Origin of the sequence: Kosakonia sp. AG348 (assembly GCF_003337365.1) — a bacterium.
GTDB lineage: Bacteria > Pseudomonadota > Gammaproteobacteria > Enterobacterales > Enterobacteriaceae > Kosakonia.
The window spans coordinates 1-23,840 of record NZ_QPJR01000009.1; the positions used below are offsets into that span (position 1 = coordinate 1).

At 55.7% G+C, this 23,840-nt stretch carries 29 protein-coding genes and 1 other annotated feature; of the genes, 20 read left to right on the forward strand and 9 right to left on the reverse strand.

From position 1 onward, the window contains the following. Positions 1 to 428: 428 nt before the first annotated feature. From clpB to rluD, 3 genes are all read right to left on the reverse strand, one after another. Positions 429 to 3,002, reverse strand: coding sequence for an ATP-dependent chaperone ClpB (gene clpB, locus DFO56_RS19065; RefSeq protein ID WP_045513832.1), 2,574 nt, complete (start codon positions 3,000 to 3,002; stop codon positions 429 to 431). Between the two features lie 129 nt (positions 3,003 to 3,131). Further along, positions 3,132 to 3,863 (reverse strand): purine nucleoside phosphorylase YfiH, encoded by a 732-nt coding sequence (gene yfiH, locus DFO56_RS19070; protein ID WP_045513829.1) that lies wholly within the window; start codon positions 3,861 to 3,863, stop codon positions 3,132 to 3,134. Beyond that, a complete protein-coding gene (rluD, locus tag DFO56_RS19075) occupies positions 3,860 to 4,840 on the reverse strand; it encodes a 23S rRNA pseudouridine(1911/1915/1917) synthase RluD (RefSeq protein ID WP_017459962.1) in 981 nt (326 codons plus the stop codon). Before rluD ends, yfiH begins: the two co-directional genes overlap by 4 nt. Positions 4,841 to 4,971: 131 nt before the next feature. On the opposite strand from rluD, the gene bamD reads away from it, so the two are divergent. The 4 genes from bamD to pheA all read left to right on the forward strand — a co-directional run bounded on the left by bamD (position 4,972) and on the right by pheA (position 7,741). Continuing rightward, complete coding sequence (gene bamD / locus DFO56_RS19080) at positions 4,972 to 5,709, forward strand: outer membrane protein assembly factor BamD (protein WP_020454767.1); 738 nt, start codon at positions 4,972 to 4,974, stop codon at positions 5,707 to 5,709. 275 nt (positions 5,710 to 5,984) lie between these two features. Further along, positions 5,985 to 6,323, forward strand: a complete 339-nt coding sequence (gene raiA, locus DFO56_RS19085; RefSeq protein ID WP_044489450.1) for a ribosome-associated translation inhibitor RaiA — start codon at positions 5,985 to 5,987, stop codon at positions 6,321 to 6,323. A 101-nt stretch (positions 6,324 to 6,424) separates the two neighbouring features. Next, positions 6,425 to 6,550: a sequence feature (Phe leader region), on the forward strand. After that, complete coding sequence (pheL, locus tag DFO56_RS24840; protein ID WP_189660115.1) at positions 6,426 to 6,476, forward strand: pheA operon leader peptide PheL; 51 nt, start codon at positions 6,426 to 6,428, stop codon at positions 6,474 to 6,476. Its footprint overlaps the feature before it by 51 nt. Before the next feature lie 30 nt (positions 6,551 to 6,580). After that, positions 6,581 to 7,741, forward strand: a complete 1,161-nt coding sequence (gene pheA / locus DFO56_RS19095) for a bifunctional chorismate mutase/prephenate dehydratase (protein ID WP_020454769.1) — start codon at positions 6,581 to 6,583, stop codon at positions 7,739 to 7,741. Here the strand turns inward: pheA and DFO56_RS19100 are convergent. The 6 genes from DFO56_RS19100 to DFO56_RS19125 form a co-directional block, all read right to left on the reverse strand. Next, entirely contained in the window at positions 7,738 to 8,610 is an 873-nt protein-coding gene (locus DFO56_RS19100; RefSeq protein ID WP_045513826.1) for an SMP-30/gluconolactonase/LRE family protein, read from the reverse strand. The two genes, pheA and DFO56_RS19100, sit on opposite strands and share 4 nt — an antisense overlap. 68 nt (positions 8,611 to 8,678) lie before the next feature. Next, the gene (gene tyrA / locus DFO56_RS19105) at positions 8,679 to 9,800 is read right to left on the reverse strand and encodes a bifunctional chorismate mutase/prephenate dehydrogenase (RefSeq protein WP_045513823.1); all 1,122 of its coding nucleotides are present in this window, start codon (positions 9,798 to 9,800) and stop codon (positions 8,679 to 8,681) included. 9 nt (positions 9,801 to 9,809) lie between these two features. Further along, a complete protein-coding gene (gene aroF / locus DFO56_RS19110) occupies positions 9,810 to 10,880 on the reverse strand; it encodes a 3-deoxy-7-phosphoheptulonate synthase AroF (RefSeq protein WP_045513820.1) in 1,071 nt (356 codons plus the stop codon). A 182-nt stretch (positions 10,881 to 11,062) separates the two neighbouring features. Next, positions 11,063 to 12,424 carry a PepSY domain-containing protein gene (locus DFO56_RS19115; protein ID WP_045513817.1) on the reverse strand — a complete coding sequence of 454 codons (1,362 nt, stop codon included), beginning with the start codon at positions 12,422 to 12,424 and terminating at the stop codon, positions 11,063 to 11,065. Between the two features lie 63 nt (positions 12,425 to 12,487). Next, complete coding sequence (locus DFO56_RS25185) at positions 12,488 to 13,120, reverse strand: hypothetical protein (protein ID WP_045513814.1); 633 nt, start codon at positions 13,118 to 13,120, stop codon at positions 12,488 to 12,490. 90 nt (positions 13,121 to 13,210) lie between these two features. Beyond that, on the reverse strand, positions 13,211 to 14,062 hold the full coding sequence (locus DFO56_RS19125) for a phage repressor protein CI (protein WP_045513812.1): 852 nt from the start codon (positions 14,060 to 14,062) through the stop codon (positions 13,211 to 13,213). Positions 14,063 to 14,593: 531 nt separating this feature from the next. On the opposite strand from DFO56_RS19125, the gene DFO56_RS19130 reads away from it, so the two are divergent. From DFO56_RS19130 to DFO56_RS19205, 16 genes are all read left to right on the forward strand, one after another. Continuing rightward, positions 14,594 to 14,932 (forward strand): DUF5347 family protein, encoded by a 339-nt coding sequence (locus DFO56_RS19130; RefSeq protein WP_045513809.1) that lies wholly within the window; start codon positions 14,594 to 14,596, stop codon positions 14,930 to 14,932. Positions 14,933 to 14,999: 67 nt separating this feature from the next. Further along, positions 15,000 to 15,227: a DUF2732 family protein gene (locus tag DFO56_RS19135; protein WP_045513806.1), complete on the forward strand. Its 228-nt coding sequence runs from the start codon at positions 15,000 to 15,002 to the stop codon at positions 15,225 to 15,227. Next, a complete protein-coding gene (locus DFO56_RS19140; protein ID WP_020454778.1) occupies positions 15,227 to 15,448 on the forward strand; it encodes a TraR/DksA family transcriptional regulator in 222 nt (73 codons plus the stop codon). Before DFO56_RS19135 ends, DFO56_RS19140 begins: the two co-directional genes overlap by 1 nt. Next, on the forward strand, positions 15,449 to 17,503 hold the full coding sequence (locus DFO56_RS19145) for a replication endonuclease (RefSeq protein ID WP_045513803.1): 2,055 nt from the start codon (positions 15,449 to 15,451) through the stop codon (positions 17,501 to 17,503). A 74-nt stretch (positions 17,504 to 17,577) separates the two neighbouring features. Further along, complete coding sequence (locus tag DFO56_RS19150) at positions 17,578 to 17,763, forward strand: hypothetical protein (protein ID WP_017459947.1); 186 nt, start codon at positions 17,578 to 17,580, stop codon at positions 17,761 to 17,763. 210 nt (positions 17,764 to 17,973) lie between these two features. Next, on the forward strand, positions 17,974 to 18,177 hold the full coding sequence (locus tag DFO56_RS19155) for a tail protein X (protein WP_020454780.1): 204 nt from the start codon (positions 17,974 to 17,976) through the stop codon (positions 18,175 to 18,177). Continuing rightward, entirely contained in the window at positions 18,168 to 18,398 is a 231-nt protein-coding gene (locus DFO56_RS19160) for an HP1 family phage holin (RefSeq protein ID WP_017459945.1), read from the forward strand. The genes DFO56_RS19155 and DFO56_RS19160 overlap by 10 nt, the downstream gene beginning before the upstream one ends. Continuing rightward, positions 18,373 to 18,882 (forward strand): lysozyme, encoded by a 510-nt coding sequence (locus tag DFO56_RS19165; RefSeq protein WP_045513800.1) that lies wholly within the window; start codon positions 18,373 to 18,375, stop codon positions 18,880 to 18,882. Before DFO56_RS19160 ends, DFO56_RS19165 begins: the two co-directional genes overlap by 26 nt. Further along, positions 18,879 to 19,292, forward strand: a complete 414-nt coding sequence (gene lysB / locus DFO56_RS19170; protein ID WP_045513798.1) for an Rz-like lysis system protein LysB — start codon at positions 18,879 to 18,881, stop codon at positions 19,290 to 19,292. Before DFO56_RS19165 ends, lysB begins: the two co-directional genes overlap by 4 nt. Next, a complete protein-coding gene (lysC, locus tag DFO56_RS25005) occupies positions 19,192 to 19,437 on the forward strand; it encodes an Rz1-like lysis system protein LysC (RefSeq protein ID WP_082071816.1) in 246 nt (81 codons plus the stop codon). The genes lysB and lysC overlap by 101 nt, the downstream gene beginning before the upstream one ends. Beyond that, entirely contained in the window at positions 19,400 to 19,867 is a 468-nt protein-coding gene (locus DFO56_RS19180) for a phage tail protein (RefSeq protein WP_045513796.1), read from the forward strand. Before lysC ends, DFO56_RS19180 begins: the two co-directional genes overlap by 38 nt. A 77-nt stretch (positions 19,868 to 19,944) precedes the next feature. Further along, complete coding sequence (locus DFO56_RS19185; RefSeq protein WP_045513793.1) at positions 19,945 to 20,580, forward strand: phage baseplate assembly protein V; 636 nt, start codon at positions 19,945 to 19,947, stop codon at positions 20,578 to 20,580. Then, positions 20,577 to 20,924, forward strand: a complete 348-nt coding sequence (locus tag DFO56_RS19190) for a GPW/gp25 family protein (protein ID WP_020454785.1) — start codon at positions 20,577 to 20,579, stop codon at positions 20,922 to 20,924. The genes DFO56_RS19185 and DFO56_RS19190 overlap by 4 nt, the downstream gene beginning before the upstream one ends. A 4-nt stretch (positions 20,925 to 20,928) precedes the next feature. Next, on the forward strand, positions 20,929 to 21,837 hold the full coding sequence (locus DFO56_RS19195; protein ID WP_045513790.1) for a baseplate assembly protein: 909 nt from the start codon (positions 20,929 to 20,931) through the stop codon (positions 21,835 to 21,837). Further along, a complete protein-coding gene (locus DFO56_RS19200) occupies positions 21,830 to 22,438 on the forward strand; it encodes a phage tail protein I (RefSeq protein WP_045513787.1) in 609 nt (202 codons plus the stop codon). The genes DFO56_RS19195 and DFO56_RS19200 overlap by 8 nt, the downstream gene beginning before the upstream one ends. Positions 22,439 to 22,593: 155 nt before the next feature. Next, a complete protein-coding gene (locus DFO56_RS19205; RefSeq protein ID WP_045513784.1) occupies positions 22,594 to 23,685 on the forward strand; it encodes a phage tail protein in 1,092 nt (363 codons plus the stop codon). Positions 23,686 to 23,840: the final 155 nt, after the last annotated feature.

Here is a 23,840-nt window from a genome sequence, read left to right on the forward strand (position 1 = left end):
AGTTTGATGCTCAATGAATTAAACTTCGTAATGAATTACGTGTTCACTCGTTGAGACTTGGTATTCATTTTTCGTCCGAGGACGTCAAGAATCCAGTCACCCTGAGTGCCCACACAGATTGTCTGATAAATTGTTAAAGAGCAGTGCCGCCTCGCTTTTTGCTGCGGCGCGGGTTGCGTATACTACGCTTTCCCGCCGTGAAGTCAACTGTTTATTTTCAGATTGCTTCACCTGACAGGCCGGTGTGTTTGCCGTTGTGCCGTGTCAGTGGAGGCGCATTATAGGGAGTTAATTCCCGCTGACAACCCCTAATTTGAAAAAAGTAACCGTTCGCTCACTTTTCAGGCGAATTACGCTGAGAAGTTAAATTTTTGCCTGGTTTTCAAACAAAAACGAGCCCAAAAGGGCTCGTTTTCTTCTTTTGTGACTTACTGCACTGCCACAATGCGCTCATCTTTCACTACGAGTTGCACCGGTTTGCCCGGAATCAGCTCGCCCGAAAGAATCTGCTGCGCCAGCGGGTTTTCAATCTGCTGTTGAATAGCGCGTTTTAGTGGACGCGCGCCATACACCGGATCGTACCCGTTTGCGCTGAGCAGTTTCAGCGCGTCGTCGGAAATGCTTACCGCATAACCACGCTCTTCCAGGCGTTTATACAGACGCTGCAACTGGATCTTCGCAATAGACGCAATGTGTTTTTCACCCAACGGATGGAACACTACCACTTCATCAATACGGTTGATGAATTCCGGACGGAAATTCTGGCTTACCACACCTAACACCAGCTCTTTCATGTGGCTGTAATCCAGATCGCCAAAACGCTCCTGGATCAAATCAGACCCCAAGTTGGAAGTCATAATGACGACCGTATTACGGAAATCAACCGTTCTGCCTTGTCCGTCTGTCAGACGACCATCATCCAGTACCTGCAATAAAATATTGAACACATCCGGATGCGCTTTCTCTACTTCATCCAGCAGAATAACGGAATAAGGGCGACGGCGAACCGCTTCTGTCAGATAACCACCCTCTTCATAGCCAACATATCCCGGAGGCGCACCGACAAGACGCGAAACGGAGTGTTTCTCCATAAATTCCGACATGTCGATACGCACCATTGCATCGTCGCTGTCGAACATAAAGTTTGCCAGAGACTTACACAGTTCGGTTTTACCCACCCCAGTTGGGCCAAGGAACAGGAACGAACCGATCGGACGATTCGGATCCGACAGGCCTGCGCGGCTACGGCGAATAGCGTTAGAAACGGCTTCGACAGCTTCATCCTGACCGATTACACGATGATGGAGGTCATGCTCCATGCGCAGTAATTTTTCGCGCTCGCCTTCCATCATTCTCGCTACCGGGATGCCAGTCCAGCGCGCCAACACCTCTGCAATTTCGGCATCGGTCACACGGTTACGCAGCAGGCGCATGGTTTTACCCTCGGCCTGAGTTGCGGCAGCCAGCTGTTTTTCAAGTTCCGGGATTTTCCCGTACTGAAGTTCCGACATGCGTCCCAAATCACCATTACGACGCGCTTGCTCCATGGCAATTTTGGCCTGTTCCAGTTCCGACTTAATGGTTTGGGTTCCGGAGAGGGAGGCTTTTTCCGCTTTCCACTCTTCTTCTAATGATGAGTACTGGCGTTCTTTATCTTCCAGCTCTTCATTCAGCATTTCGAGCCGCTTGAGACTGGCCTCATCGGACTCTTTCATCAGTGCCCGCTGCTCCAGCTTGAGCTGGATGATACGGCGATCGAGCCGGTCGAGTTCTTCCGGTTTCGAGTCAATCTGCATACGAATGCTGGACGCGGCTTCATCAATCAAGTCGATGGCTTTATCCGGCAGCTGACGATCGGCGATGTAGCGATGCGACAGCGTTGCCGCCGCAACAATTGCCGGGTCGGTAATTTGCACATGATGATGCAGTTCATAACGCTCTTTCAGCCCACGCAGAATCGCAATGGTGTCTTCCACCGTCGGCTCAGCCACCAGCACTTTCTGGAAACGGCGTTCGAGAGCCGCATCTTTCTCAATATACTGGCGATACTCATCCAGCGTGGTAGCACCCACACAGTGCAACTCACCGCGCGCTAGCGCAGGTTTCAGCATGTTGCCCGCATCCATTGCACCATCGGCTTTACCGGCACCGACCATCGTATGCAGCTCGTCAATAAACAGAATGACGTTGCCTTCCTGTTTCGCCAGGTCGTTCAGCACACCTTTTAAACGCTCTTCAAACTCACCGCGATATTTTGCACCGGCAACCAGTGCGCCCATATCCAGCGCCAGTACACGGCGGCCTTTCAGCCCTTCCGGCACTTCGCCGTTAACAATACGCTGCGCCAGCCCTTCGACAATCGCGGTTTTACCGACGCCCGGTTCACCAATCAGCACCGGGTTATTTTTGGTACGCCGCTGCAGTACCTGGATCGTACGACGAATCTCTTCGTCACGACCGATAACCGGATCGAGCTTGCCTTGTTCGGCGCGCTCAGTCAGATCGACGGTAAATTTTTTCAAGGCCTGACGTTGGTCTTCGGCCCCCTGATCGTTCACGTTCTCTCCCCCACGCATTTGTTCAATCGCCTGGGTCACATTGGCCGTTGTCGCACCAGCAGCTTTAAGCAAATCCGTCAGCGTACCGCGTGATTCAAGCGCAGCCAGAACGAAAAGTTCCGACGAGATAAAGTTGTCACCTCGCTTTTGCGCCAGCTTGTCGCAAAGATTCAGTACACGTACCAGATCCTGAGAAGGCTGTACGTCGCCACCGGTGCCTTCCACCTGCGGTAAGCGGCTCAGCGCTTGTTCAATCGCTGTGCGTAACTGGCCGGCGTTCACGCCAGCAGAGGTTAATAAAGGATGAATCGAACCGCCTTCCTGATTGAGTAAGGCGCTCATTAAATGAAGAGGTTCGATAAACTGGTTGTCGTGCCCGAGTGCGAGCGACTGGGCATCGGCGAGAGCAAGCTGGAATTTATTAGTAAGACGATCCAGACGCATAACTCCTCCCATAACAGGTCAAAATTGCTACTGGAGATTAAATGAGGTCATCCCTCAATTATTCAAGGTGAATGACCTGAATTATGCGAAAGAAAACCTACGCGTACTGGATCGTCTTGATTCTTTAGGTTATATCAGCCAAATGAAACTTGCCATACGCCCGGTCGTCTTGTTCCGGCGGTATGAGAAAAAATTATCCTTATCGCTGAAGGTACAGCAATCGCCGCCGAACACATGCCGGACGCCTACGCTCGCCAGACGCTGGCGTGCGAGCTGATAGATATCAGCAAAATATTTTTCACCGTGAGGACGAAAAGCGCTGTCGGCCTGCGGATCGTGCCCCATGAACGCTTCACGAACTTCTGCACCGACTTCAAACGCTTGCGGCCCAATTGCTGGCCCCAGCCACGCCAGCAGATTTTCCGGCTTATCGGTGAAACACGCAACTGTCTGTTCCAGCACACCTGCACATAAACCCCGCCAGCCAGCGTGAGCTGCAGCAACTTCGGTGCCCGCCTGGTTACAAAACAAGACCGGTAAACAGTCTGCGGTCATCACCGCACAGACCGTACCGGGTGTGTTGCTGTATGACGCATCCGCCCGTTTCGACGCATAAGGACCACCGCTAAGTGTGAGCACGTCAGTGCCATGAACCTGTTCAAGCCACACCGGCTTCGAAGGCAAACCGCCCGCCGCGAATACGCGCGCGCGATTCTCTTCCACATGCTCAGCATTGTCACCGCAGTGTGCGCCAAGATTCAGCGAATCGTAAGGTGGCAGGCTTACACCACCGACGCGCGTCGAGCTACAAGCCGCGACACCTTTCGGCAGCGGCCAGTCCGGGAGGATCAGTTTGGTCATAACCAGGCAACATCGTCCTTATGGGTTTCAAAATCAGCGCGCATCGCATCAATCAAATCAACCATATCTTGCGGAATTGGCGCATGCCATTCCATTTCGATACCGCTGATAGGGTGGTAAAGGCGCAGCATGGTAGCGTGCAGCGCCTGGCGGTCAAACTTGCGCAGTGCATCGATAAATTCGTCCGATGCGCCTTTCGGCGGACGCGGGCGACCACCATAGAGCTGATCGCCCACCAGCGGGTGAGTGATATGCGCCATATGTACGCGAATCTGATGCGTACGGCCTGTTTCCAGGCGCAGACGCAGACGCGTATGCACACGGAAATGCTCCATAATGCGGTAGTGTGTCACCGCCGGCTTGCCCATCGGGTGCACCGACATATGGGTACGCTTGGTCGGATGGCGGCTGATCGGTTCTTCCACCGTGCCGCCAGAAGTCATATGCCCAATCGCTACCGCTTCGTATTCACGCGTGATTTCTCGCAGTTGCAGCGACTCCACCAGCCGCGTCTGAGCGGGTACGGTTTTCGCCACTACCATCAAACCAGTGGTGTCTTTATCCAGGCGGTGGACGATGCCTGCACGCGGAACATCCACAATAGGCGGGTAATAATGCAGCAGAGCGTTAAGGACAGTGCCATCCGGGTTACCTGCGCCCGGGTGTACAACCAGGTCGCGCGGTTTGTTAATGACGATAATGTCATCGTCTTCATAGACGATGTTAAGTGGAATATCCTGCGGTTCAAAACGTGCTTCTTCTTCGATTTCCGCATTGATAGCAATGAGTTCGCCACCCAACACTTTCTCTTTCGGCTTGTCGCTGACAACGCCGTTGACCAGCACGCGCTGGTCGAGAATCCATTCTTTTATGCGCGAACGTGAATAATCCGGGAACAATTCGGCCAAAGCTTGATCTAAGCGTTGACCGAGTTGGTTTTCGGATACCGTTGCGGTGAGTTGTACCAGTTGTGCCATATACAGCTTCTTCGTTAACGTTGGGTTTTACGGCTTCGCCGTTTAATATAGTGTGCTATTGTAGCTGGTCTTAGTCGGGAGCAGGAATAAAGAATCTCCCGCGTAAACATTCTGAGGAAAGTCTAAACGTCATGACGCGCTTGAAATATCTGGTGGCAGCCGCCACGTTGAGTCTGGCTTTGACAGGTTGCTCCGGTTCAAAGGAAGAAGTACCTGATAATCCGCCAAACGAAATCTACGCGACAGCTCAGCAAAAGCTGCAAGACGGTAACTGGAAGGCGGCAATAACGCAACTGGAAGCACTGGATAATCGTTATCCGTTTGGTCCTTACTCACAACAAGTGCAGTTGGATCTGATCTACGCGTACTACAAAAATGCCGATCTGCCGCTGGCGCAAGCCGCGATTGACCGTTTTATTCGACTGAACCCAACCCACCCGAACATTGATTATGTAATGTATATGCGTGGGCTGACCAACATGGCGCTGGATGACAGTGCTCTGCAAGGGTTCTTCGGCGTAGACCGTAGCGATCGCGATCCGGCGCATGCCCGTGACGCATTCAAAGACTTCTCCAAACTGGTGCGCGGCTACCCGAACAGCCAGTACGTCACCGACGCCACCAGGCGACTGGTGTTCCTGAAAGATCGTCTGTCGAAATACGAACTGTCGGTCGCGGAATACTACACCGATCGCGGTGCCTGGGTTGCAGTAACCAACCGCGTAGAAGGGATGCTGCGTGACTTCCCGGATACAAAAGCGACCCATGACGCGCTGCCGCTGATGGAAAAAGCCTATCGCGAGCTGCAACTCAACGCGCAGGCGGATAAAGTGGCGAAAATTATTGCGGCGAACAGCAATCGAACCTGATTGACCTGATCGCCTGAAATACAAAACGGCAGCCTTCGGGCTGCCGTTTATTTATTCATTTTATCTATTACTAAAGCGGTTTAGCCGCAATTCATCCTATCAACTATGACTGCTAATGATGGCGTAGACAAGGTAAATTTGCCCTCTTCCTGCCCTGCCTCACAAAACCCTTTCATTGACAAAAAGTGACAAAATAATGTGATTTAAATCACACATTTTGACATTGTGGACGGTATGCTGAAATCACCAAGACGGAAAGACAAGAGGTAAAATTTATGACAATGAACATTACCAGTAAACAAATGGAAATTACTCCGGCAATCCGCCAGCATGTCACAGACCGTCTCGCCAAACTGGATAAATGGCAAACTCAACTGATTAATCCGCATATCATCCTGTCGAAAGAACCACAGGGCTTTATCGCCGATGCAACCATCAACACACCGAACGGACAACTGGTTGCCAGTGCGAAACATGAAGATATGTATACCGCCATCAACGATTTGATTAACAAGCTGGAACGGCAGCTGAATAAAGTGCAACACAAAGGTGAAGCACGTCGCGCCGCAACATCGGTGAAAGACACAAGCTTCGTTGAGGAAGAAGAAGAGTAGTCTCTACATTGAGCCCATCCCAACGCGCCCACGGGCGCGTTTTTTATTGACAGAGCGAAAACAGTACGGGTACTGTACCTCGGTCGCACAAAGGAAAACTCCATGAAACTTGTTCCGTTCTTCTTCGCATTCTTTTTTACCTTCCCCAATTAGGGAGGCGATTCGTTTTGTGATAAAGAATGCGAAGACGAACAATAAGGCCTCCCACACCGGGAGGCCTTTTTTATTGATAACAATTAAAGACGAAAGGCAACAACATGACGGCTGAAAACCCCTTACTGGATTTACGCGTAAAGATCAGCGCACTGGATGAACAGCTGCTGACGCTCCTGGCCGAACGCCGCCAGCTCTCTGTTGAAGTCGGCAAGGCCAAGCTGGATTCACACCGTCCGGTACGCGATATCGATCGCGAACGTGATTTACTCGAACGTTTGATAGAGCTCGGCAAAGCGCATCATCTGGATGCCCACTACATCACCCGCCTGTTTCAGTTGATCATCGAAGATTCCGTTCTCACCCAGCAAGCCCTGCTCCAGCAGCATCTGAATAAAATCAACCCGCACTCTGCCCGCATCGCTTTTTTGGGGCCAAAAGGATCCTATTCACACCTGGCCGCCCGTCAGTACGCGGCGCGCCATTTTGAGCAGTTCATTGAAAGCGGTTGTCTGAAATTTCACGATATCTTCAGCCAGGTGGAAACGGGTCAGGCCGATTACGCGGTGGTGCCGCTGGAGAACACCAGCTCCGGGGCAATTAACGACGTTTACGACCTGCTCCAGCACACCAGTTTGTCTATCGTTGGTGAACTGACGGTGCCTATCGACCATTGCATTCTGGTTTCCGGCTCCACCGATTTAGAACACATCACCACGGTTTACAGCCATCCGCAGCCTTTCCAGCAGTGCAGCCAGTTCATTAACCGCTATCCACAGTGGAAAATCGAGTATTGCGAAAGCACTTCCGCCGCGATGGAAAAGGTCGCGCAGGCAAATTCGCCGCAGGTTGCGGCGCTGGGCAGCGAAGCCGGTGGCGCGCTGTATGGCTTGCAGGTACTGCAACGTAATCTGGCGAACCAGACGCAGAACATCACACGCTTTGTGGTGCTGGCGCGTAAAGCCATTGATGTATCCGATCAGGTTCCGGCAAAAACTACGCTGCTGATGGCAACCGGCCAGCAAGCAGGCTCGCTGGTTGAAGCCCTGCTGGTGCTGCGTAACCACAATTTGATCATGACCAAACTGGAATCGCGCCCGATCCACGGCAACCCGTGGGAAGAGATGTTCTACATCGATGTGCAGGCCAATTTGCAATCCGGGCAGATGCAAAAAGCGCTGCGCGAACTCACCGACACCGCGCGTTCGCTGAAAGTCCTCGGTTGCTACCCCAGTGAAAATGTGGTGCCGGTCGACCCGGCTTAAACCTCTTTAAACAGCGGTTTCTTCATTCCTGCCACCGCCACGGGCAGGGTGAAGATCGCTCCCGACAGCGGATATTGCGCCACTTCGTCCGCCGACATATTTTCCCGCGTGGTGGTGATAAACAGCGTTTTCATATCAGGCCCACCAAAACAGACCATCGTCGGGCAACGCACCGGCAAGCGATACTCTGCCAGTTGTTCACCCTGCGGCGAAAAACGCGCGATGCGCCAACCATCAAACATTGCGCTCCAGTAACAACCTTCCACATCCATCGCCGCCCCGTCCGGAATACCTTCCCCGGCGTTAAAGCGGCGGAAAACCTCGCGTTTACCCGGCTCACCCTGCTCATCAAGCGGCGTGCGGTAAATCACCGCGTTCGGCGTGTCCGAGGTGAACATCCACTGCTTATCGTGGCTGAAGGCAAGACCATTGGCACCGTGAATGTCGCACTGCAACACTTTGGGCGTGAGGTCATGATTAATGCGCAACAGCAACGCGCCGTTATAATCGCCCGGCCCCCAGAATGTGCCCGCATAAAAACGGCCAAGATGATCGGTGCCGCCATCGTTAAAGCGCGCCAGTTGCGGGTTTGAAGGGTTATCACACACTTTTTGTCGCAGCAAACCGCGCGCATCCGTCAGCCAGATGCCATTACGCATCGCCACGATAAAGCCGCCTTTCTCACGTAGCGCAAAGCAGCCAACCTCTTCGGCAAACGACAACACCGTATGTTCGCCAGACGATAAGTGATAACGGTGGATCTCACCTTCAATAATATCTGCCCAGTAGAGCGCCTGCTCCGCGTCGCTCCAGGTGGGGCATTCCGGCAAATGCCCGGTGTAATCAAACAGCGTGTGCAGCTCAGCCATTGCGCATCCCTTAAATGAAAAAAGCCAGCGGGTAACCACTGGCTTTTCAGTATAAACGGCTTTTTTATTTACGGGCGGCTGTCGTTGGCCTGGCGTAACAACACGCGGCTTTCGCTCTGGAAACGTTGCGCATAGTCACCAAACCAGTGTTCAACTTTGCGGAAGCTGTCGATAAATGCCTGCTTATCGCCCTGCTCCAGCAGGCCAATCGCTTCGCCAAAACGCTGGTAGTAGCGTTTAATCAGCGCCAGGTTACTGGACGACGACATAATAATGTCGGCGTACAACTGTGGATCCTGAGCAAACAAGCGCCCGACCATCGCCAGTTCCAGGCGATAAATCGGTGAGGAAAGCGCCAGCAACTGTTCGAGCTGAACATTCTCTTCCGCCAGATGCAAACCATACGCGAAGGTCGCGAAGTGGCGCAGCGCCTGAATAAAGGCCATATTCTGATCGTGTTCAACAGCGCTAATGCGGTGCAAACGCGCGCCCCATACCTGAATCTGCTCCAGGAACCACTGGTACGCTTCCGGCTGTCGGCCATCACACCAGACCACCACCTGTTTAGCCAGGCTGCCGCTGTCCGGGCCAAACATCGGATGCAGCCCGAGCACCGGCCCTTTGTGCGCGGTCAGCATCGCCTGTAACGGGCCGCTTTTCACCGACGCCAGATCGACCAGAATACAGTCCTCCGGCAAGGTCGGCAGTTTGCCGATCACCTGCTCGGTAACGTGAATAGGCACGCTGACAATCACCATGCCCGCGTCAGCCAGCAGCACATCGGCCTGCGCCCAGTCCTCTTTTTCAAGGATGCGCACCTGGTAGCCAGAGAGCGTCAGCATTTTGGCAAACAGTTGCCCCATCTGCCCGCCGCCACCAACAATCACCACCGGGCGAAGCGTCGGACACAGGGTTTTAAACCCTTTGTCATTTTCACTGGAGTAGGATTCGCGCATGACGCGGCGCAGCACATCTTCAATCAGATCCGGCGGCACACCCAGTGATTCAGCCTCTTTACGACGCGATGCCAGCATCGTCGCTTCGCGCTCCGGTACATAAATTGGCAAGCCATATTTACTTTTGACTTCGCCAACTTCCGCCACCAGCTCCAGGCGGCGCGCCAGCAAATCCAGCAGCGCCTTGTCAACTTCATCAATTTGATCGCGCAGCGCGGTCAGTTCAGCAACCATAACACCCTCTTAAGCAAAACGCGCCGCCAGGCTGTTAAGCAGATCGTTATTGATTTCACGCAGCAGCGCTTCGGTCGCTTCCCAACTGATGCACGCATCGGTCACGGAAACGCCGTACTTCATCTCGCAGCGCGGCTGCTCAGAAGATTGATTGCCTTCATGAATATTGCTCTCAATCATCAGACCGGTAATCGAACGGTTGCCATCTTTGATCTGCGCCACCACCGATTCAGCAACGGCAGGCTGGCGACGGTAATCTTTATTGGAATTACCATGGCTGCAATCTACCATCAGCGACGGTCTCAGTCCCGCCTGTTCCATCTCTTTTTCACACTGCGCGACATCCGCCGGGCTGTAATTCGGCGCTTTACCGCCGCGCAGGATCACATGTCCATCCGGGTTGCCCTGGGTTTGCAGCAGGCAGACCTGGCCGGCCTGGTTGATCCCCACAAAGCGGTGCGGCATGGCTGCGGCGCGCATCGCATTGATAGCGGTCGCCAGGCTGCCATCGGTGCCGTTTTTGAAGCCAACCGGCATCGATAAACCTGAAGCCATTTCGCGGTGCGTCTGCGATTCAGTGGTTCGCGCACCAATCGCCGACCAGCTAAACAGGTCGCCAAGGAACTGCGGGCTATTCGGATCCAGCGCTTCAGTTGCCAGCGGCAGCCCCATACTGACCAGCTCAACCAGCAGACGACGCGCAATCTTCAGGCCAGCTTCCACATCAAACGAGCCATCCATGTGCGGATCGTTAATCAGCCCCTTCCAGCCAACGGTGGTCCGGGGTTTTTCAAAATAGACGCGCATCACCAGATAGAGGCTATCGCTGACCTCTGCGGCAAGGGCTTTAAATCGACGGGCATATTCAATCGCGGCTTCAGGATCGTGAATCGAGCAGGGACCACAGACCACCAGCAGACGCGGATCGCGCCCGGCAATGATGTTGGAAATGGTCTGGCGGGACTGGGCGATTTGCGCTTCCTGCTCGGCAGTCAACGGGAAGGCCGCTTTCAACTGATCCGGGGTGATCAGCACCTGTTCATCGGTAATATGTACGTTATTCAGCGCGTCTTTTTGCATGATCAAAATCCTGTATGGCTCGTTTGCGATAGTTGTTCCTCGAGTGAGGATGACGTAACGATACCATAGCCGGTAAAGATTTCAATCCACATAACGTAACGATTACTTTACAATGACAAATTAATTGCCACTTAATCACCACTAAGTGTAATTATATTTTTACAGTCAGTGGCGTTTTACTACTACATCGTTACGACAGAACGTCTGGCATGTTGTTTCCAGCGCAAAGCATCAATGAGGATAAACAGCAGCAAGCTGGCACCCATGACGGGTAACGCCAGCCCCAGCAACAGCGCCAGTAATGCGCTTATTACCCGTCCTGACAGCGGTAAACCCAGCCAATTGTGCAGCAGCGTACTTGCCGGGTTGGCGTTGGCACTGGCCGGGCGGCGGATCCACCACAGCCGGTAACCAACCACAATCATGACGCACAGCGCACTGCCAAAGGCGATCAGCAGCAACTGGTTCGCCAGGCCAAACAGAATGCCCATATGGAAATCAACGCCCCAGCGGGTCAGCTTCGCCATCAGCGGAAAGTCCGCGAACCTTGTGCGATCCACCACCGTCATCGTGCTGCCATCAATCGCCACCGCATCCACACGCGTGGGCCAGCCGCGATCGATTTCGGTTACCGTCCAGGCTTTATCCGCACTGCGTGGCGGGCGGATCTCCAGCTTGCCGGCGGCGATCCCGGCCTGCCGCGCACTGTGCAACGCTTCATCGAACTGCACCCGATCCGGCTGCATATCCGGCATAGCCATCCCCTCGTGCATTATATGGTGTTCCGCATGCGGATCGTGCATCTCCTGCACACCATGCAGTTGCGTATTGACCTGCGGCGTCATCCAGCCAAGCGCTGCACGCAGGCTGTCAACATTGCCGCCCGCCCACTGCGACCAGGTCAGACCGGTGGCGGAAAACAGCAGCATCCCGATAAGCAGGAGCCAGCCTAAAGAGACATGCAGGCGACGATGATTTTGCATAGCGTTATTAATGCGCCGTTTCGGGCGGGTAAAAAACCACAGCGCAATACCACCAAGCGCGGCAACCCACATCCAGGACGCCGCCAGTTCGCTGTACAGACGCCCCACATCGCCCAGCAGTAGTGAGCGGTGGAAATAGTCAATCCACTGACGCAGCGGCAAAATTCCACTGGTGCCATAGACCGTCATATCCCCTTTCACTTGCAGCGTCACCGGATCGATAAATATCGCGCGGTTCTCCGATGCGCCCAGTTGTGGGTCAGCAAACATCACGCGGGTAGTGTCACTCCCGGTAAGGCCAGGGCGCACCGCATGCAGACGCAAATGGCCGCCGGTTAGCTGTTCAGCAACAGCAATCTGTTCGGCGAGCGGCTGCCGCGTTCCCCCTTCCACACCGTAAAGCGCATCGTGATAGAGCCAGTTTTCCAGCTGTGGCGTCGCCACATATAACGTGCCGCTCAGGGCGGCGACAAAAATAAACGGGCCGACAAACAGGCCAATGTAAAAATGCAGGCGTCGCAGCACGCTGAGCCACGCCGCACGCGGAGTGCAGGTTGTCATACTTTTCCTCAGAAATAGCAAAAGGTTGCCGTTTCGCACAGGCGAACGGACATTTTTTTAGGATCAGGAAAAGCAGACGCGCGGCGGGGCGCGGGTATCAGGACAAAGCCAGGGAAAGAAGTGCCAGTGCTGAACAGGCTGACGGGCAACGACCAGGCAGATGCGCAGCACACGACCGAGCAGGAGCAAAATAACGAGGAAGAGAAGGCCGGGAACATGTGCCAGCAGCACGCAGTAGCCACAGGCCTCGGCGTGATCAAGCGGCATACTTTGCGGCGAAGGTTGATGGCGCGACATCGACGGCGATGCGACATCGTGATGTACGCGCATCGGCATGCTCATCTCATTCGGCGGCGATGCGACATCGTGATGTGCGTGCAGCGGCATGCTCATCTCGTTCGGCGGCGATGCGGCATCGTGATGTGCGTGCAGCGGCATGCTCATCTCGTTCGGCGGCGATGCGGCATCGTGATGTGCGCGCATCGGCATGCTCATCTCGTTCGGCGGCGATGCGACATCATGATGTGCATGCATTGGCATGCTCATCTCGTGATGCATGCCGGGCATCGCACTCATAGGATCTTGCTGCAGCGAGACCGAAATCAGCGGCGCGACGAGGATCAGCAAGATCGCAAACAGCGCCAGCCCTGCGGCTGCGCGTTGTGCTGCGTATTGATGAAAAACGTTCCTCACCACTTCCCCTCCCGGTCGAAGCGGCATTGTAAATTAAACATCACCAGAAAGTTAATTTACTTGTCGTTTTTCTGCAGACTCAGCGCCAGCGGCTCAGACATGTTTCTCGAGCGTAAAGACCACCACGCCATACGGCACGATTTCCGCTACCGCACACTCAAAATCCACCGCACCGTTGGTAAGGCGCACTTTGCCGCCCGGCAGACGCACCACATCAAAAACATCCAGCGTATCGTCAATGCTGATAAACCAGCGGCCGTTGCCAATTTTTTGCGCACGGGTATCCACCAGCCAGCCTGCATTTAGCCCTTCAATAAAATTCATACCGTCGGTAGACGCTGGCGCGAGACTGCGATCCAGCGACCAGACGCCCGCCTCTTTCAGCTCGCCAGACTCATGGCGAAATTTCGGGATGCTCAGCGCCGCGTCATTTTGCGCGGCGCCCGGGGTTGCAGCGGGATACATTTCGCCTTTGCCCGTCGCCAGCCAGCCTAAAGAGACGCCGGTATCCAGCGCACAAGTCACCACTACATCGCCAGGGAAAAACTCACGTCGCACCCAGGTGCTGATGGTACCGGAGGAGATATCCAGTAAATCTCCCAGCTCTTTTTGCATCTCGAACCCGTACGCATCAAGGATACGGCGCAGCACCGGACGCCCGCCGGTCGACAAAATTTCATCGTACAGCGCTTTGCCCTTCGGCACCGGTTTATCCGTCAATTTCGCATTTGCAAATTCACCTGTCACCAGCCAGTGCAGGTCTGCGCCGGTGTCGAGTGCGCATTTGACCACCGCTTTATACGACACGCTATCGCGCTGGATCCAGCTGCTGATATTGTTCGCCGGCACATCCAGCGCCTCAGCGAGGGCTTTCTGGCTGGAGACGGAATAGGACGCGGCAATGCGCTCAATCACATCCTGAACACTCATCTTGTTTTCACTCATGGACACCAACATCGAAAAAGTGATTTACACAATCGCATTTGCGATTTATATTGCTGTGCATCGACCAAAAAGCACAGCTTCGCAGTACATTTTAAACAACAGGAGATAATGCGATATGTCAGATGCAAAATCAACGCCGTCGCATCCGCAATCCGCTACTCAAATGCGATCCAAACGTGGCTGCCACAGCCGGGTGAGCACTGAGATAACGGCCCGTTTTCCGGCACGCTACGCCGCGACTCGCATAACAAAGTCCGCGCCAGCAAACCAGAAAACATCCTCGGCAATCCATAGCCAGCGCGAATGTCAGAGAGATCAGCAATACGCTGAGCGCATATCGCAGGGCCGACTTAACCGCCACAAGTCTGACCTTCACGACACCGCAACATGGCGCGATGCGCAGGTGAATGCCAGCGCTTTGCATGTTGCCTTTACGCAACAGGAAAAGTGCCGTCACGGCGTTAAACGCCCTTTCGGCAGGGTGTTACGCTGAATTTGCTTTTGCAAGCCAACACTATCGCAGGAGAGCTTATGGCTATCACATCCCCTGTCGTGCATGTTCCGCTTAGCACATCAGAGCGGCTAAGCGGGCTAAACCATATCGCCGAGCTTCGCGGTCGTTTATGGGGCGATAACTGGAGCGACGTAGCACGCTTTATCGACGATCTGCGCGACCCGCGTGACGAACACGCAGAAGAGAACAACCGGGCGCTGGCGGCCATTTTCTTTCTTGCCCGAGTGCCCGCCGCGCGCCAGGCGCTCAACCCGCACGCATTAACGCTTGATGAGAAGCGGGCGGTGATCGCCGCCATGAACCATTTCCGCGCGGTAGTCAGCCAGTTTCCGAAACGGCTCACCATGCCGCTGTAAACCCTAAATCCACAACCATGACGTCAACCCGTCGGGCATCCCCTTGCCCAAATTCAGGAGCAACACAATGAGAAAACACCCCTTCAATTCACCGAACCACAGCCCGGAAGCTCTCGCGCTCCAGCTTGCGCAAGCGCGCAACAATGAACGTCTGCGCTGTGCCGGCGTTATCTCCGCCCGTCTGGACGCACTGGCCGCATTCATCAGTTCGCAACGCCTTGAATGGCACGATGCCGCTGAATTGTTGCGCCAGGAAGCCAGCCACATCGACAACCAGGCGCAGGAGCTGCACTAATGGCCGACGAAATGGATCTCGCCCAGCAACGCGAGATGGAAGAGCGCGAGCGGCATATTCAGCATGCACGTAATCGCCTGCTGGCACCCTCAAGGCTGACCTGTGAAAGCTGCGATGCGCCTATCCCGCAAGCGCGGCGCATGGCGCTGCCCGGCGTAACCTGTTGCGTTTGTTGCCAGCAGATCGCCGAACTGAAAGACAAGCACTACAGGAGACGCTAATTGTCTGTCACCTGGGCTTATCCGTGGAATGCGCCGCGTTCAGCTATCTCCAGCCCCTTGCTCACTCACGCTGAGCTGCATCGCCGTAATCGCCATATTGCGGCGGTGTCGCAGGCGCGTCAGGCACTGGCGCTCCAGCCGGAGTGCGTGCGCGTTTCACTCACCCGAGCTGCGGATACGATAGAAAAAGAGCACGGTAGGGCGCGGGCGGAGGCTTTCCTGTTGCATTTTTATCGCCGCACGCTGCCGAGGCTCAACGCGGTGGCGCAACGCTATCAACTGGATCATTTACAGCCGCGCCTCTCCAGAGCGGTGTTCAACGGCCATTTTGATACGGTTATCCAGCAGGGGCTGGCGCACCGCTTAGTCTCGCTGTTTACCCGCTACAACCAGTTACCGGATATGAACAAAGCTCCTGTCGACAGGCTGGCAGCGGACATCGCCAATTTTATTCGCGGTGAACTGGCAGAGCACGACGACACAAGCGCAACGGAGCTGAAAACGCTGCATCGCTGGTATCTGCACGCAGGCACCATCGCTTTGCAATTCAACGTCACTCCCCCGCACTGGCAGCGAGTGACGCAAAAAGTCGTCAGCGCGGAAGATCTCGCCCCGGCAATCATGCGCCTGTTCAGCGAGCAATGGTGGCGCGGGCATCTGCGCAAAGCCGCCGGGCAGTGGCGCGAACATTTGCACATTGCACTCGGCAATGTCAGCAAGAAAAAACAGCCCTACGCCAGCGTGCAGTGTGTAACCGCCTGGCGCGAGCAAAAACGGCGTAATCGCGAGTTTCTTAAAAGCATGGAGCTGGAAGATGAAGAGGGAAACCGCATTAGCCTTATTGATAAACACGACGGCTCGGTAGCCAACCCGGCAATCCGTCGCTGTGAGCTGATGACGCGCCTTCGCGGTTTCGAAACCATCTGCCAGAACCTTGGTTACGCAGGCGAGTTTTACACGTTAACCGCTCCCTCGGCCTGGCACGCAACAACGCGCGCGGGCTACCGTAACCGGAAATGGAACGGCGCCAGCCCGGCGCAAACCCAGGCGTATTTCACCACGTTGTGGGCGCGTATCCGCGCGAAGCTGCACCGCAACGGCCTGCGCGTTTTCGGCATTCGCGTGGCAGAGCCGCATCACGACGGCACTCCGCACTGGCACCTGCTGCTGTTTATGCAGCCGCAGGAGGTTGCCCGCGTGCGCGAGATCCTGGGAGATTTCGCCTGCCAGCAAGACCGCCATGAGCTGTCCAGCGCGAAAGCGCAACAGGCACGCTTTCACGCCGAAACCATTGATGCACAAAAAGGCAGCGCGACCGGTTATCTGGCGAAATATATCGCGAAAAATATCGACGGCTATGCGCTGGACGGCGAAACCGACGTTGAGAGCGGCGCATTGCTGAAAGAGAGCGCCTGCGCGGTCTGCGCTTGGGCCGTACGCTGGCGAATCCGCCAGTTTCAGTTTATTGGCGGCGCGCCGGTCACCGTTTACCGCGAGCTACGCAAACTGGTCGATAACGATGCTGCGCGCGGATTGAGTGTGGAGTTTGCGCAGGTGCATGAAGCCGCCGATCGCGGCGACTGGGCGGGTTATGTCAACGCGCAAGGCGGGCCGTTCGTTAAACGCGATGCGGTGCAGGTGCGTACTCTTTATGAAGCAGACGGCGATTTTAATCAGTATGGCGAAGAGACGCTGCGCGTACGCGGCGTGTATGACAGCGTGGCTGGAAGCGGATCGCCGCTGCTGACGCGGCTGAAAAAGTGGAAGATCGTGCCAAAGCGCCCACAGGAAAACGTGCCGGAGACCGCCCTTTCTTGGAGTTCTGTCAATAACTGTACGCCCTTCGAGCCCGATCAGCGGTTAAACCGCCGCCAGCGTCGGCAACTTACCGCCTGGCTGCGCAGCGATATTCTGCAGGCGCGCAAACGTACGCCAAAAAGCGTGCGCTGTACTGGCAGGAGTAGCAGGGAAATAGCTGGAAACACCGGGTTTAAAGCGCGAGCAGAAAGCCATAATGGTTTTCTTTATCAGCAACATAGTGATGGGAACAAATAATTATCGCTTCCCATTAATAATCAGCCTATGATACTGTATAAACATACAGTACAAGAAATTCATGAGAGGGATTCATGGTCTCTGAGCGACTAAATCAGACTCAGCACAAGTGGGCATGCGTGCAATTCATTGCCGAGGTGTCTCTGCTGGCTAACTGCAAACCGTCCGATCTGAAACTGGCGCTGAGTCTGATTGCGGACCTGGCCAACAGCGAAAACGCTACCGATGAGGATGAAAACATTTTCTACAAGGCCGAATAGCGCCCCGCCACGCCCCTTCCCGGCAGTTAACGCTGCCCTTCTCTCGATGCGCCAGCGGCACTGCTGCCTGGTGCATTCGTGCTGTGCTTTTCTCTCTGCGCCCGCCTGTTGTGCCAGCGCTTAACCAGCCCCGAAAGATAGCGTCCATCGCCTGCGGTCAGGAAACTTAACCATGGGGAAAAACCTTCCTGATGGAAAGAGACGCGAACGATGAATGTGAAAACACAACAAGGCGATACCCTCGACCTGCTTTGCCTGCGTTATTACGGGCGCACCGCATCAGTGGTCGAAACAGTGCTCGCCGCCAACCCGGGGCTCGCCGATCTGGGCGTTATTTTGCCTTATGGCACCACGGTCAACCTGCCGGAAGTACAGACGCAAACCATTAAAGAGACGGTGAATCTATGGGGCTGACCATCGAAAAAGTCACCTCATCGCTGGCGTACTGGATAAGCGTGGCGCTGACCTTTTTCGGCGCAATGACCCCGCAAGACTTTGCCGCCTATTTTGGCGCGCTGGGTGTTGCCGTCACCGTGGCGGTGAACTGGTACTACCGCCGCAAAAGCTATCTGTTCCTCCAGTCCTGCGCGTCAACCCAGGAGGTGATGAATGGGATTACCCGTAAAACGCTGTAGCGCGGCGGCGGTGCTGGCGCTGGCGGTACTGCTGCCGGATTTCCGCTTACTGAAAACTTCACCGCAGGGGCTGGCACTGATTGCCGATCTTGAAGGTTGTCGCCTGCGTCCTTACCAGTGCAGCGCCGGGGTCTGGACATCCGGCATCGGTCACACCGCAGGCGTCATACCAACGCGCGATATCAGTGAAAAAGAGGCGGCGAGCAACCTTGTCGCCGACGTATTACAGGTTGAACGCAGACTGGCGCAGTGCGCACCGGTGGCGATGCCGCCGCAGGTGTATGACGCGGTGGTCAGCTTCGCCTTTAACGTTGGCAGCGGCGCGGCTTGCCGCTCGACGCTGGTTTATTTCCTTACCCAAAAGCAGTGGCGCCAGGCCTGCAATCAGCTGCCGCGCTGGGCGTTTATCGACGGGGTACGTAACCAGGGACTGGAAAACCGCCGCCAGCGCGAACGCGCCTGGTGCCTGCAGGGGGCGCAATGAATGCTCGTCTGATCGCCCTGTTGATCGCCTCGCTCGGCCTGCTGTGGCTGGTGCAGCAAAACCACTCGCTGAGCGCCTCGCTGGCGCAATCCCGCCAGCTTACGCGTGAGCAAAACAGCGCCATCACGCAGCTGAAAGCGCAACTGAACGCCGCCGCCGCGTTGGCGGACAAAAACCAGCAGGCGCAGGTGGCACTGCGCCTGCAACTGGATGCCGCCAGCACGCAAGCGGTGCGGCGCGAACAATCGATAACGAGGTTACTCAATGAAAATGACGCGTTTCGCCGCTGGTACAGCGCTGAGTTGCCTGATGCTGTGCGCCGGGTGCACCAGCGCCCCGCCTGCCCTTCCGCCGGTCACTGTTTACAACAGTTGCCCGCTGGTCAGCCTGTGCCCGATGCCGGGAAGTAACCCACAAACTAACGGCGATTTGAGCGCCGATATCCGCCGACTGGAGCTTGCGCTGGCACAGTGTGCGCTCCAGGTCGAAACCCTTAAACATTGCCAGGATGAGATCAATGCTAAAACCCAATACGCTACGCATCGCGCTGACTGACGCCGTGCCGGCGCTGCGCGATAACCCCTCGATGCTGCGCCTGTGGATGGATAAAGGCAGTAACACCGCCACCCTCGCCAGCTCACTCTCTTTTGAGAAACAGTTCAGCCTCAATGTCACCGTCAGCGGTTTTGCCGGTGATATCGATGCGCTGTTCGTACCGGTGATGGCGTGGCTGCGCGCTAACCAGCCCGACATCCTCACTACCGAAGCCGGTCGCAAAGGCAGCTTCAGTTGGTCGCTGGTGGCGAACACCGACAACACCCAGGATTTGACGATGGTGCTGCAACTGACCGAGCGCACCAAAGTCACGGAAATCGACGGCGCGCTGCATGCCGAAACGCTACCGGAACCGCTGCCGCCCGCGTTCGTGACCCGCCCGACCGAGCTTTATATCAACGGTGAACTGGTGAGCCGCTGGCCGGCCTGAATCGCCCGGCGTTGTGCCAAAAACCGGACAGCCCTGTCCGTTTTTCAACGCTCGTCACGCATAGGATGATTTCCGTTATGAACAGACAACTCTCGCTTCAGGAACTGTCCCGCTTGCTGCGCAATATGATCCGCACCGGGATAATCGTTGATATCGATCTGAACAGCGGGCGCTGCCGGGTGCAGACCGGCGGCCTCGTAACACAATGGTTGCAGTGGTTAACCCACCGCGCCGGGCATTCACGTAGCTGGTGGGCACCTTCCATCGGCGAACAGGTGTTGCTGCTGGCGGTCGGCGGCGAGCTTGACACCGCGTTCGTGCTGCCGGGAATTTTTTCCGATGACAACCCGGCCCCTTCGGCATCCGCCGACGCCTTGCATGTCGCTTTTCCCGATGGCGCAGTCGTGGAATATGAACCGAAAACCAGCGCGTTAACGGTGAGCGGCATTAAAACCGCCACCATCAGCGCGTCGCAATCCCTTACCGCTACCGTGCCCGACGTGCGGGTGACCGCCACGACCCGCATCACGCTGGATACGCCGGAAGTGGTCTGCACCAACAAGCTCATCACCGGCACGCTGGAGGTACAAAAAGGCGGCACGATGAGCGGCAACATTGAGCACAGCGGCGGATCGCTCACTTCCAACGGCAAAGTGTTGCATACCCATAAACACCCCGGCGACAGCGGCGGCACAACAGGAGCGCCTTTATGACAGTTCGTTACAGCGGGTTAAACCGCACCACCGGCAAGCGTCTTACCGACACCGAGCATATTCGCCAGAGCATCAGCGACATTCTGCGCACGCCGATAGGCTCCAGAGTGATGCGCCGCGATTACGGCTCATTGCTGTTTGAGATGATCGACCAGCCGCAGACCCCGGCGCTGACGCTGCAAATTCAGGCCGCCTGTTACATGGCGCTATTGAAATGGGAACCGCGCATTAGCGTAAGCGCGGTCACCACCGAGCGCCAGTTCGATGGCAAGTTGCTGGTCAACCTGACCGCGCAACTCGCCAGCACCGGCGAATCCCTTTCGTTAACCCTTCCAGTGAGTTAAAACCATGCCGATTATCGATCTTAGCCAACTGCCGGCGCCGGATGTGGTCGAGGAGCTTGATTATGAGGCTATCCTCAACGACCGCAAAGCGACGCTGATTTCCCTGTTTCCCGCCGATGAACAAGAAGCGCTGGCGCGCACGCTGGCGCTGGAGTCCGAACCACTGACCAAATTTCTGCAAGAGAACGCCTACCGTGAAGTGATGTGGCGCAGCCGCGTTAACGAAGCGGCCCGCGCGGTGATGCTGGCCTACGCCGCCGGGAAGGATCTGGATGTGATGGCCGCCAACAGCAACACCGCGCGGCTGGTGGTTTCGCCCGCTGACGAGAGCACCATTCCGCCAACGCCGGCGGTGATGGAGTCTGACAAAGATCTGCGTCTGCGCGCGCAGCAGGCGTTTGAAGGGTTAAGCGTCGCCGGGCCGGAAGGCGCTTACGAATACCATGGTCGCAGTGCCGACGGGCGGGTTGCCGATATTTCGGTCATCAGCCCGGACCCGGCGTATATCACCATTTCCGTGCTCTCCCGCGAGGGGGACGGCCGCGCCAGCGATGAGCTGCTCGCCATCGTGGATAAAGCCCTGAACGCCGAAGATGTGCGTCCGGTGGGCGACCGTGTGACGGTGCAAAGCGCGGAGATCGTGCCTTACCAGATTAACGCCACGCTCTACTTCTACCCCGGCCCGGAATCGGAACCGATTCGCCAGGCCGCTGAACAGCAGTTAAAAGCCTATATCAACGCGCAACGGCGTTTAGGGCGCGATATCCGCCAGTCGGCGATTTATGCCGCGCTGCACGTTGAAGGCGTGCAGCGGGTGGAGCTGAGCGCGCCGCAAAGCGATCTGGTGCTGGCGAAAAATCAGGCCTCTTACTGCACCGCCTGGAGCATTAATGCCGGAGGCACCGATGAGTGACGACCGTTTGTTGCCTGTTGGCTCATCCGTTCTTGAGGTGGCAGCGGCAAAAGCGGCGGCAGATATTGAGCACGTGCCGATGCCGCTGCGCACGCTGTGGGATCCACAAACGTGCCCGGCGGAGTTGCTGCCTTACCTGGCATGGGCGCTCTCCGTCGACCGCTGGGACTTTAACTGGCCGGAAGCGACCAAACGCAAAGTGATTGCCGCTTCATTCTTCGTTCATCAACACAAAGGCACGCGCAGCGCGCTACGCCGGGTGGTTGAGCCGCTCGGTTTTCTGATTGAGCTGCGCGAATGGTGGGAGGACAACGCCGAGCCGGGCACCTTTAAACTGGTGATTGGCGTGCAGGAGAATGGCATTACCGAGGAGATGTACCTTGAGCTGGAGCGGCTGATTAATGATGCCAAACCGGCGAGCCGCCACCTGACCGGGTTAAACATCAGCCTGAGCAGCAGCGGCGAGTTTTATGTCGGCGCCGGTTGCTATCTGGGTGAAGAACTGACCGTTTACCCTTACATGCCGGAAGAGATTGTTGTTGGCGGTGCATATTATCCGGCTTCAGCGGTTCATCTGGTTGATGATGTCATCATCACTTAACCACGTAACATCACGCCAAACGGGCTGCGGCCCGTTTTTTTTACCCGCCTCGTTGTGCCAGCGGGCAGCCAACCCCGCCTGATAGCGTTCGCCTGTCGCTGAACGGAAAATGTCTTCTGTACTGATTCATCACCCAACAACCTGAGAGTTAACGCATGACTGCAAAATTCTTTGCCATTCTGACCAATCAGGGGGCCGCGAAGCTGGCGAACGCCGCGTCGCTTGGCACAAAGCTTAACCTTACGCAGATGGCGCTCGGCGATGCCAACGGCGTACTGCCCACGCCCGATGCGGCGCAAACTCAACTGATTAATCAGAAGCGAATTGCCCCGCTGAACCGCCTGTCCGTTGATCCGAATAACACCAATCAGATCATTGCCGAACAGGTGATCCCGGAAAACGAAGGCGGCTTCTGGATCCGCGAAATTGGCCTTTACGACGATGACGGCGTGCTGATTGCTATCGCCAACTGCCCGGAAACCTACAAGCCGTTGTTGCAGGAAGGCAGCGGACGCACGCAGACGATTCGCATGGCGCTGATTGTTTCATCGACCGCAGCCGTGACGCTGAAGATTGACCCGTCGGTGGTTCTGGCAACACGTAAATACGTTGATGATAAAGTTATCGAAGTAAAGGCCTATTCAGACGATCTGCTGAAACAGCATGTCGCCGCTGCTAACCCACATACACAATATGCACCGCTTGCCAGCCCGGTATTTAGCGGTGTGCCTACCGCTCCGGATACGCACATCGGCAACTATGGCCAGCAAATCGCCAACACAAAGTTTGTTCATGATGTCCTGAATGATGACAACTACATCCTGCCCGTAGGGGGTGTTGTTGCCTGGCCGCAGGCTACGCCGCCATTAGGGTGGTTTACATGTAATGGCGCGGCGTTTGATAAAGCGAAATATCCCAAACTGGCGCTGGCGTATCCATCCGGTGTTCTTCCCGATCTGCGCGGCGAGTTTATTCGCGGCTGGGATAATGGCCGCGGGCTGGATGCCGGACGAGTGCTGCTTTCGGCGCAGGCCGATGAATTGAGAGCACATAACCACCGTTTTGTTAACGAATACGCTACACCGACCATAAGGATTATTGCTTTTACAGATGAAAACAGTGAAAGCGTGGATGGTTCCGTTACTCCTGGCAAGCGGGCATGGACTTATATCTGGATGGAAAATACCGGTGGCGCAGAAACTCGTCCGCATAACATCGCATTTAACTACATCGTGAGGGCTGCATAATGACGCAAGCGACACTGAACCAGAACCTGATTGCCACCGTTGCCGGAGAGCAAACCGTATATAACTTCGCAGCCGATACGCGCGAATATCGTTCGGCCTCGGTGGAGTACCTGGTTGTCGGCGTTGGTATTCCGGCAAACGCAGCCATCGATGCG

What these genes read in the sequence shown, in the direction of transcription:
- clpB (WP_045513832.1), bottom strand. Translation starts at nt 3,002, where the DNA reads ATGCGTCTGGATCGTCTTACTAATAAATTCCAGCTTGCTCTCGCCGAT.
- yfiH (WP_045513829.1), bottom strand. Translation starts at nt 3,863, where the DNA reads ATGACCAAACTGATCCTCCCGGACTGGCCGCTGCCGAAAGGTGTCGCG.
- rluD (WP_017459962.1), bottom strand. Translation starts at nt 4,840, where the DNA reads ATGGCACAACTGGTACAACTCACCGCAACGGTATCCGAAAACCAACTC.
- bamD (WP_020454767.1), top strand. Translation starts at nt 4,972, where the DNA reads ATGACGCGCTTGAAATATCTGGTGGCAGCCGCCACGTTGAGTCTGGCT.
- raiA (WP_044489450.1), top strand. Translation starts at nt 5,985, where the DNA reads ATGACAATGAACATTACCAGTAAACAAATGGAAATTACTCCGGCAATC.
- pheA (WP_020454769.1), top strand. Translation starts at nt 6,581, where the DNA reads ATGACGGCTGAAAACCCCTTACTGGATTTACGCGTAAAGATCAGCGCA.
- DFO56_RS19100 (WP_045513826.1), bottom strand. Translation starts at nt 8,610, where the DNA reads ATGGCTGAGCTGCACACGCTGTTTGATTACACCGGGCATTTGCCGGAA.
- tyrA (WP_045513823.1), bottom strand. Translation starts at nt 9,800, where the DNA reads ATGGTTGCTGAACTGACCGCGCTGCGCGATCAAATTGATGAAGTTGAC.
- aroF (WP_045513820.1), bottom strand. Translation starts at nt 10,880, where the DNA reads ATGCAAAAAGACGCGCTGAATAACGTACATATTACCGATGAACAGGTG.
- DFO56_RS19115 (WP_045513817.1), bottom strand. Translation starts at nt 12,424, where the DNA reads ATGACAACCTGCACTCCGCGTGCGGCGTGGCTCAGCGTGCTGCGACGC.
- DFO56_RS19125 (WP_045513812.1), bottom strand. Translation starts at nt 14,062, where the DNA reads ATGAGTGAAAACAAGATGAGTGTTCAGGATGTGATTGAGCGCATTGCC.
- DFO56_RS19130 (WP_045513809.1), top strand. Translation starts at nt 14,594, where the DNA reads ATGGCTATCACATCCCCTGTCGTGCATGTTCCGCTTAGCACATCAGAG.
- DFO56_RS19135 (WP_045513806.1), top strand. Translation starts at nt 15,000, where the DNA reads ATGAGAAAACACCCCTTCAATTCACCGAACCACAGCCCGGAAGCTCTC.
- DFO56_RS19140 (WP_020454778.1), top strand. Translation starts at nt 15,227, where the DNA reads ATGGCCGACGAAATGGATCTCGCCCAGCAACGCGAGATGGAAGAGCGC.
- DFO56_RS19150 (WP_017459947.1), top strand. Translation starts at nt 17,578, where the DNA reads ATGGTCTCTGAGCGACTAAATCAGACTCAGCACAAGTGGGCATGCGTG.
- DFO56_RS19155 (WP_020454780.1), top strand. Translation starts at nt 17,974, where the DNA reads ATGAATGTGAAAACACAACAAGGCGATACCCTCGACCTGCTTTGCCTG.
- DFO56_RS19160 (WP_017459945.1), top strand. Translation starts at nt 18,168, where the DNA reads ATGGGGCTGACCATCGAAAAAGTCACCTCATCGCTGGCGTACTGGATA.
- DFO56_RS19165 (WP_045513800.1), top strand. Translation starts at nt 18,373, where the DNA reads ATGGGATTACCCGTAAAACGCTGTAGCGCGGCGGCGGTGCTGGCGCTG.
- lysB (WP_045513798.1), top strand. Translation starts at nt 18,879, where the DNA reads ATGAATGCTCGTCTGATCGCCCTGTTGATCGCCTCGCTCGGCCTGCTG.
- lysC (WP_082071816.1), top strand. Translation starts at nt 19,192, where the DNA reads ATGCTGTGCGCCGGGTGCACCAGCGCCCCGCCTGCCCTTCCGCCGGTC.
- DFO56_RS19180 (WP_045513796.1), top strand. Translation starts at nt 19,400, where the DNA reads ATGCTAAAACCCAATACGCTACGCATCGCGCTGACTGACGCCGTGCCG.
- DFO56_RS19185 (WP_045513793.1), top strand. Translation starts at nt 19,945, where the DNA reads ATGAACAGACAACTCTCGCTTCAGGAACTGTCCCGCTTGCTGCGCAAT.
- DFO56_RS19190 (WP_020454785.1), top strand. Translation starts at nt 20,577, where the DNA reads ATGACAGTTCGTTACAGCGGGTTAAACCGCACCACCGGCAAGCGTCTT.
- DFO56_RS19195 (WP_045513790.1), top strand. Translation starts at nt 20,929, where the DNA reads ATGCCGATTATCGATCTTAGCCAACTGCCGGCGCCGGATGTGGTCGAG.
- DFO56_RS19200 (WP_045513787.1), top strand. Translation starts at nt 21,830, where the DNA reads ATGAGTGACGACCGTTTGTTGCCTGTTGGCTCATCCGTTCTTGAGGTG.
- DFO56_RS19205 (WP_045513784.1), top strand. Translation starts at nt 22,594, where the DNA reads ATGACTGCAAAATTCTTTGCCATTCTGACCAATCAGGGGGCCGCGAAG.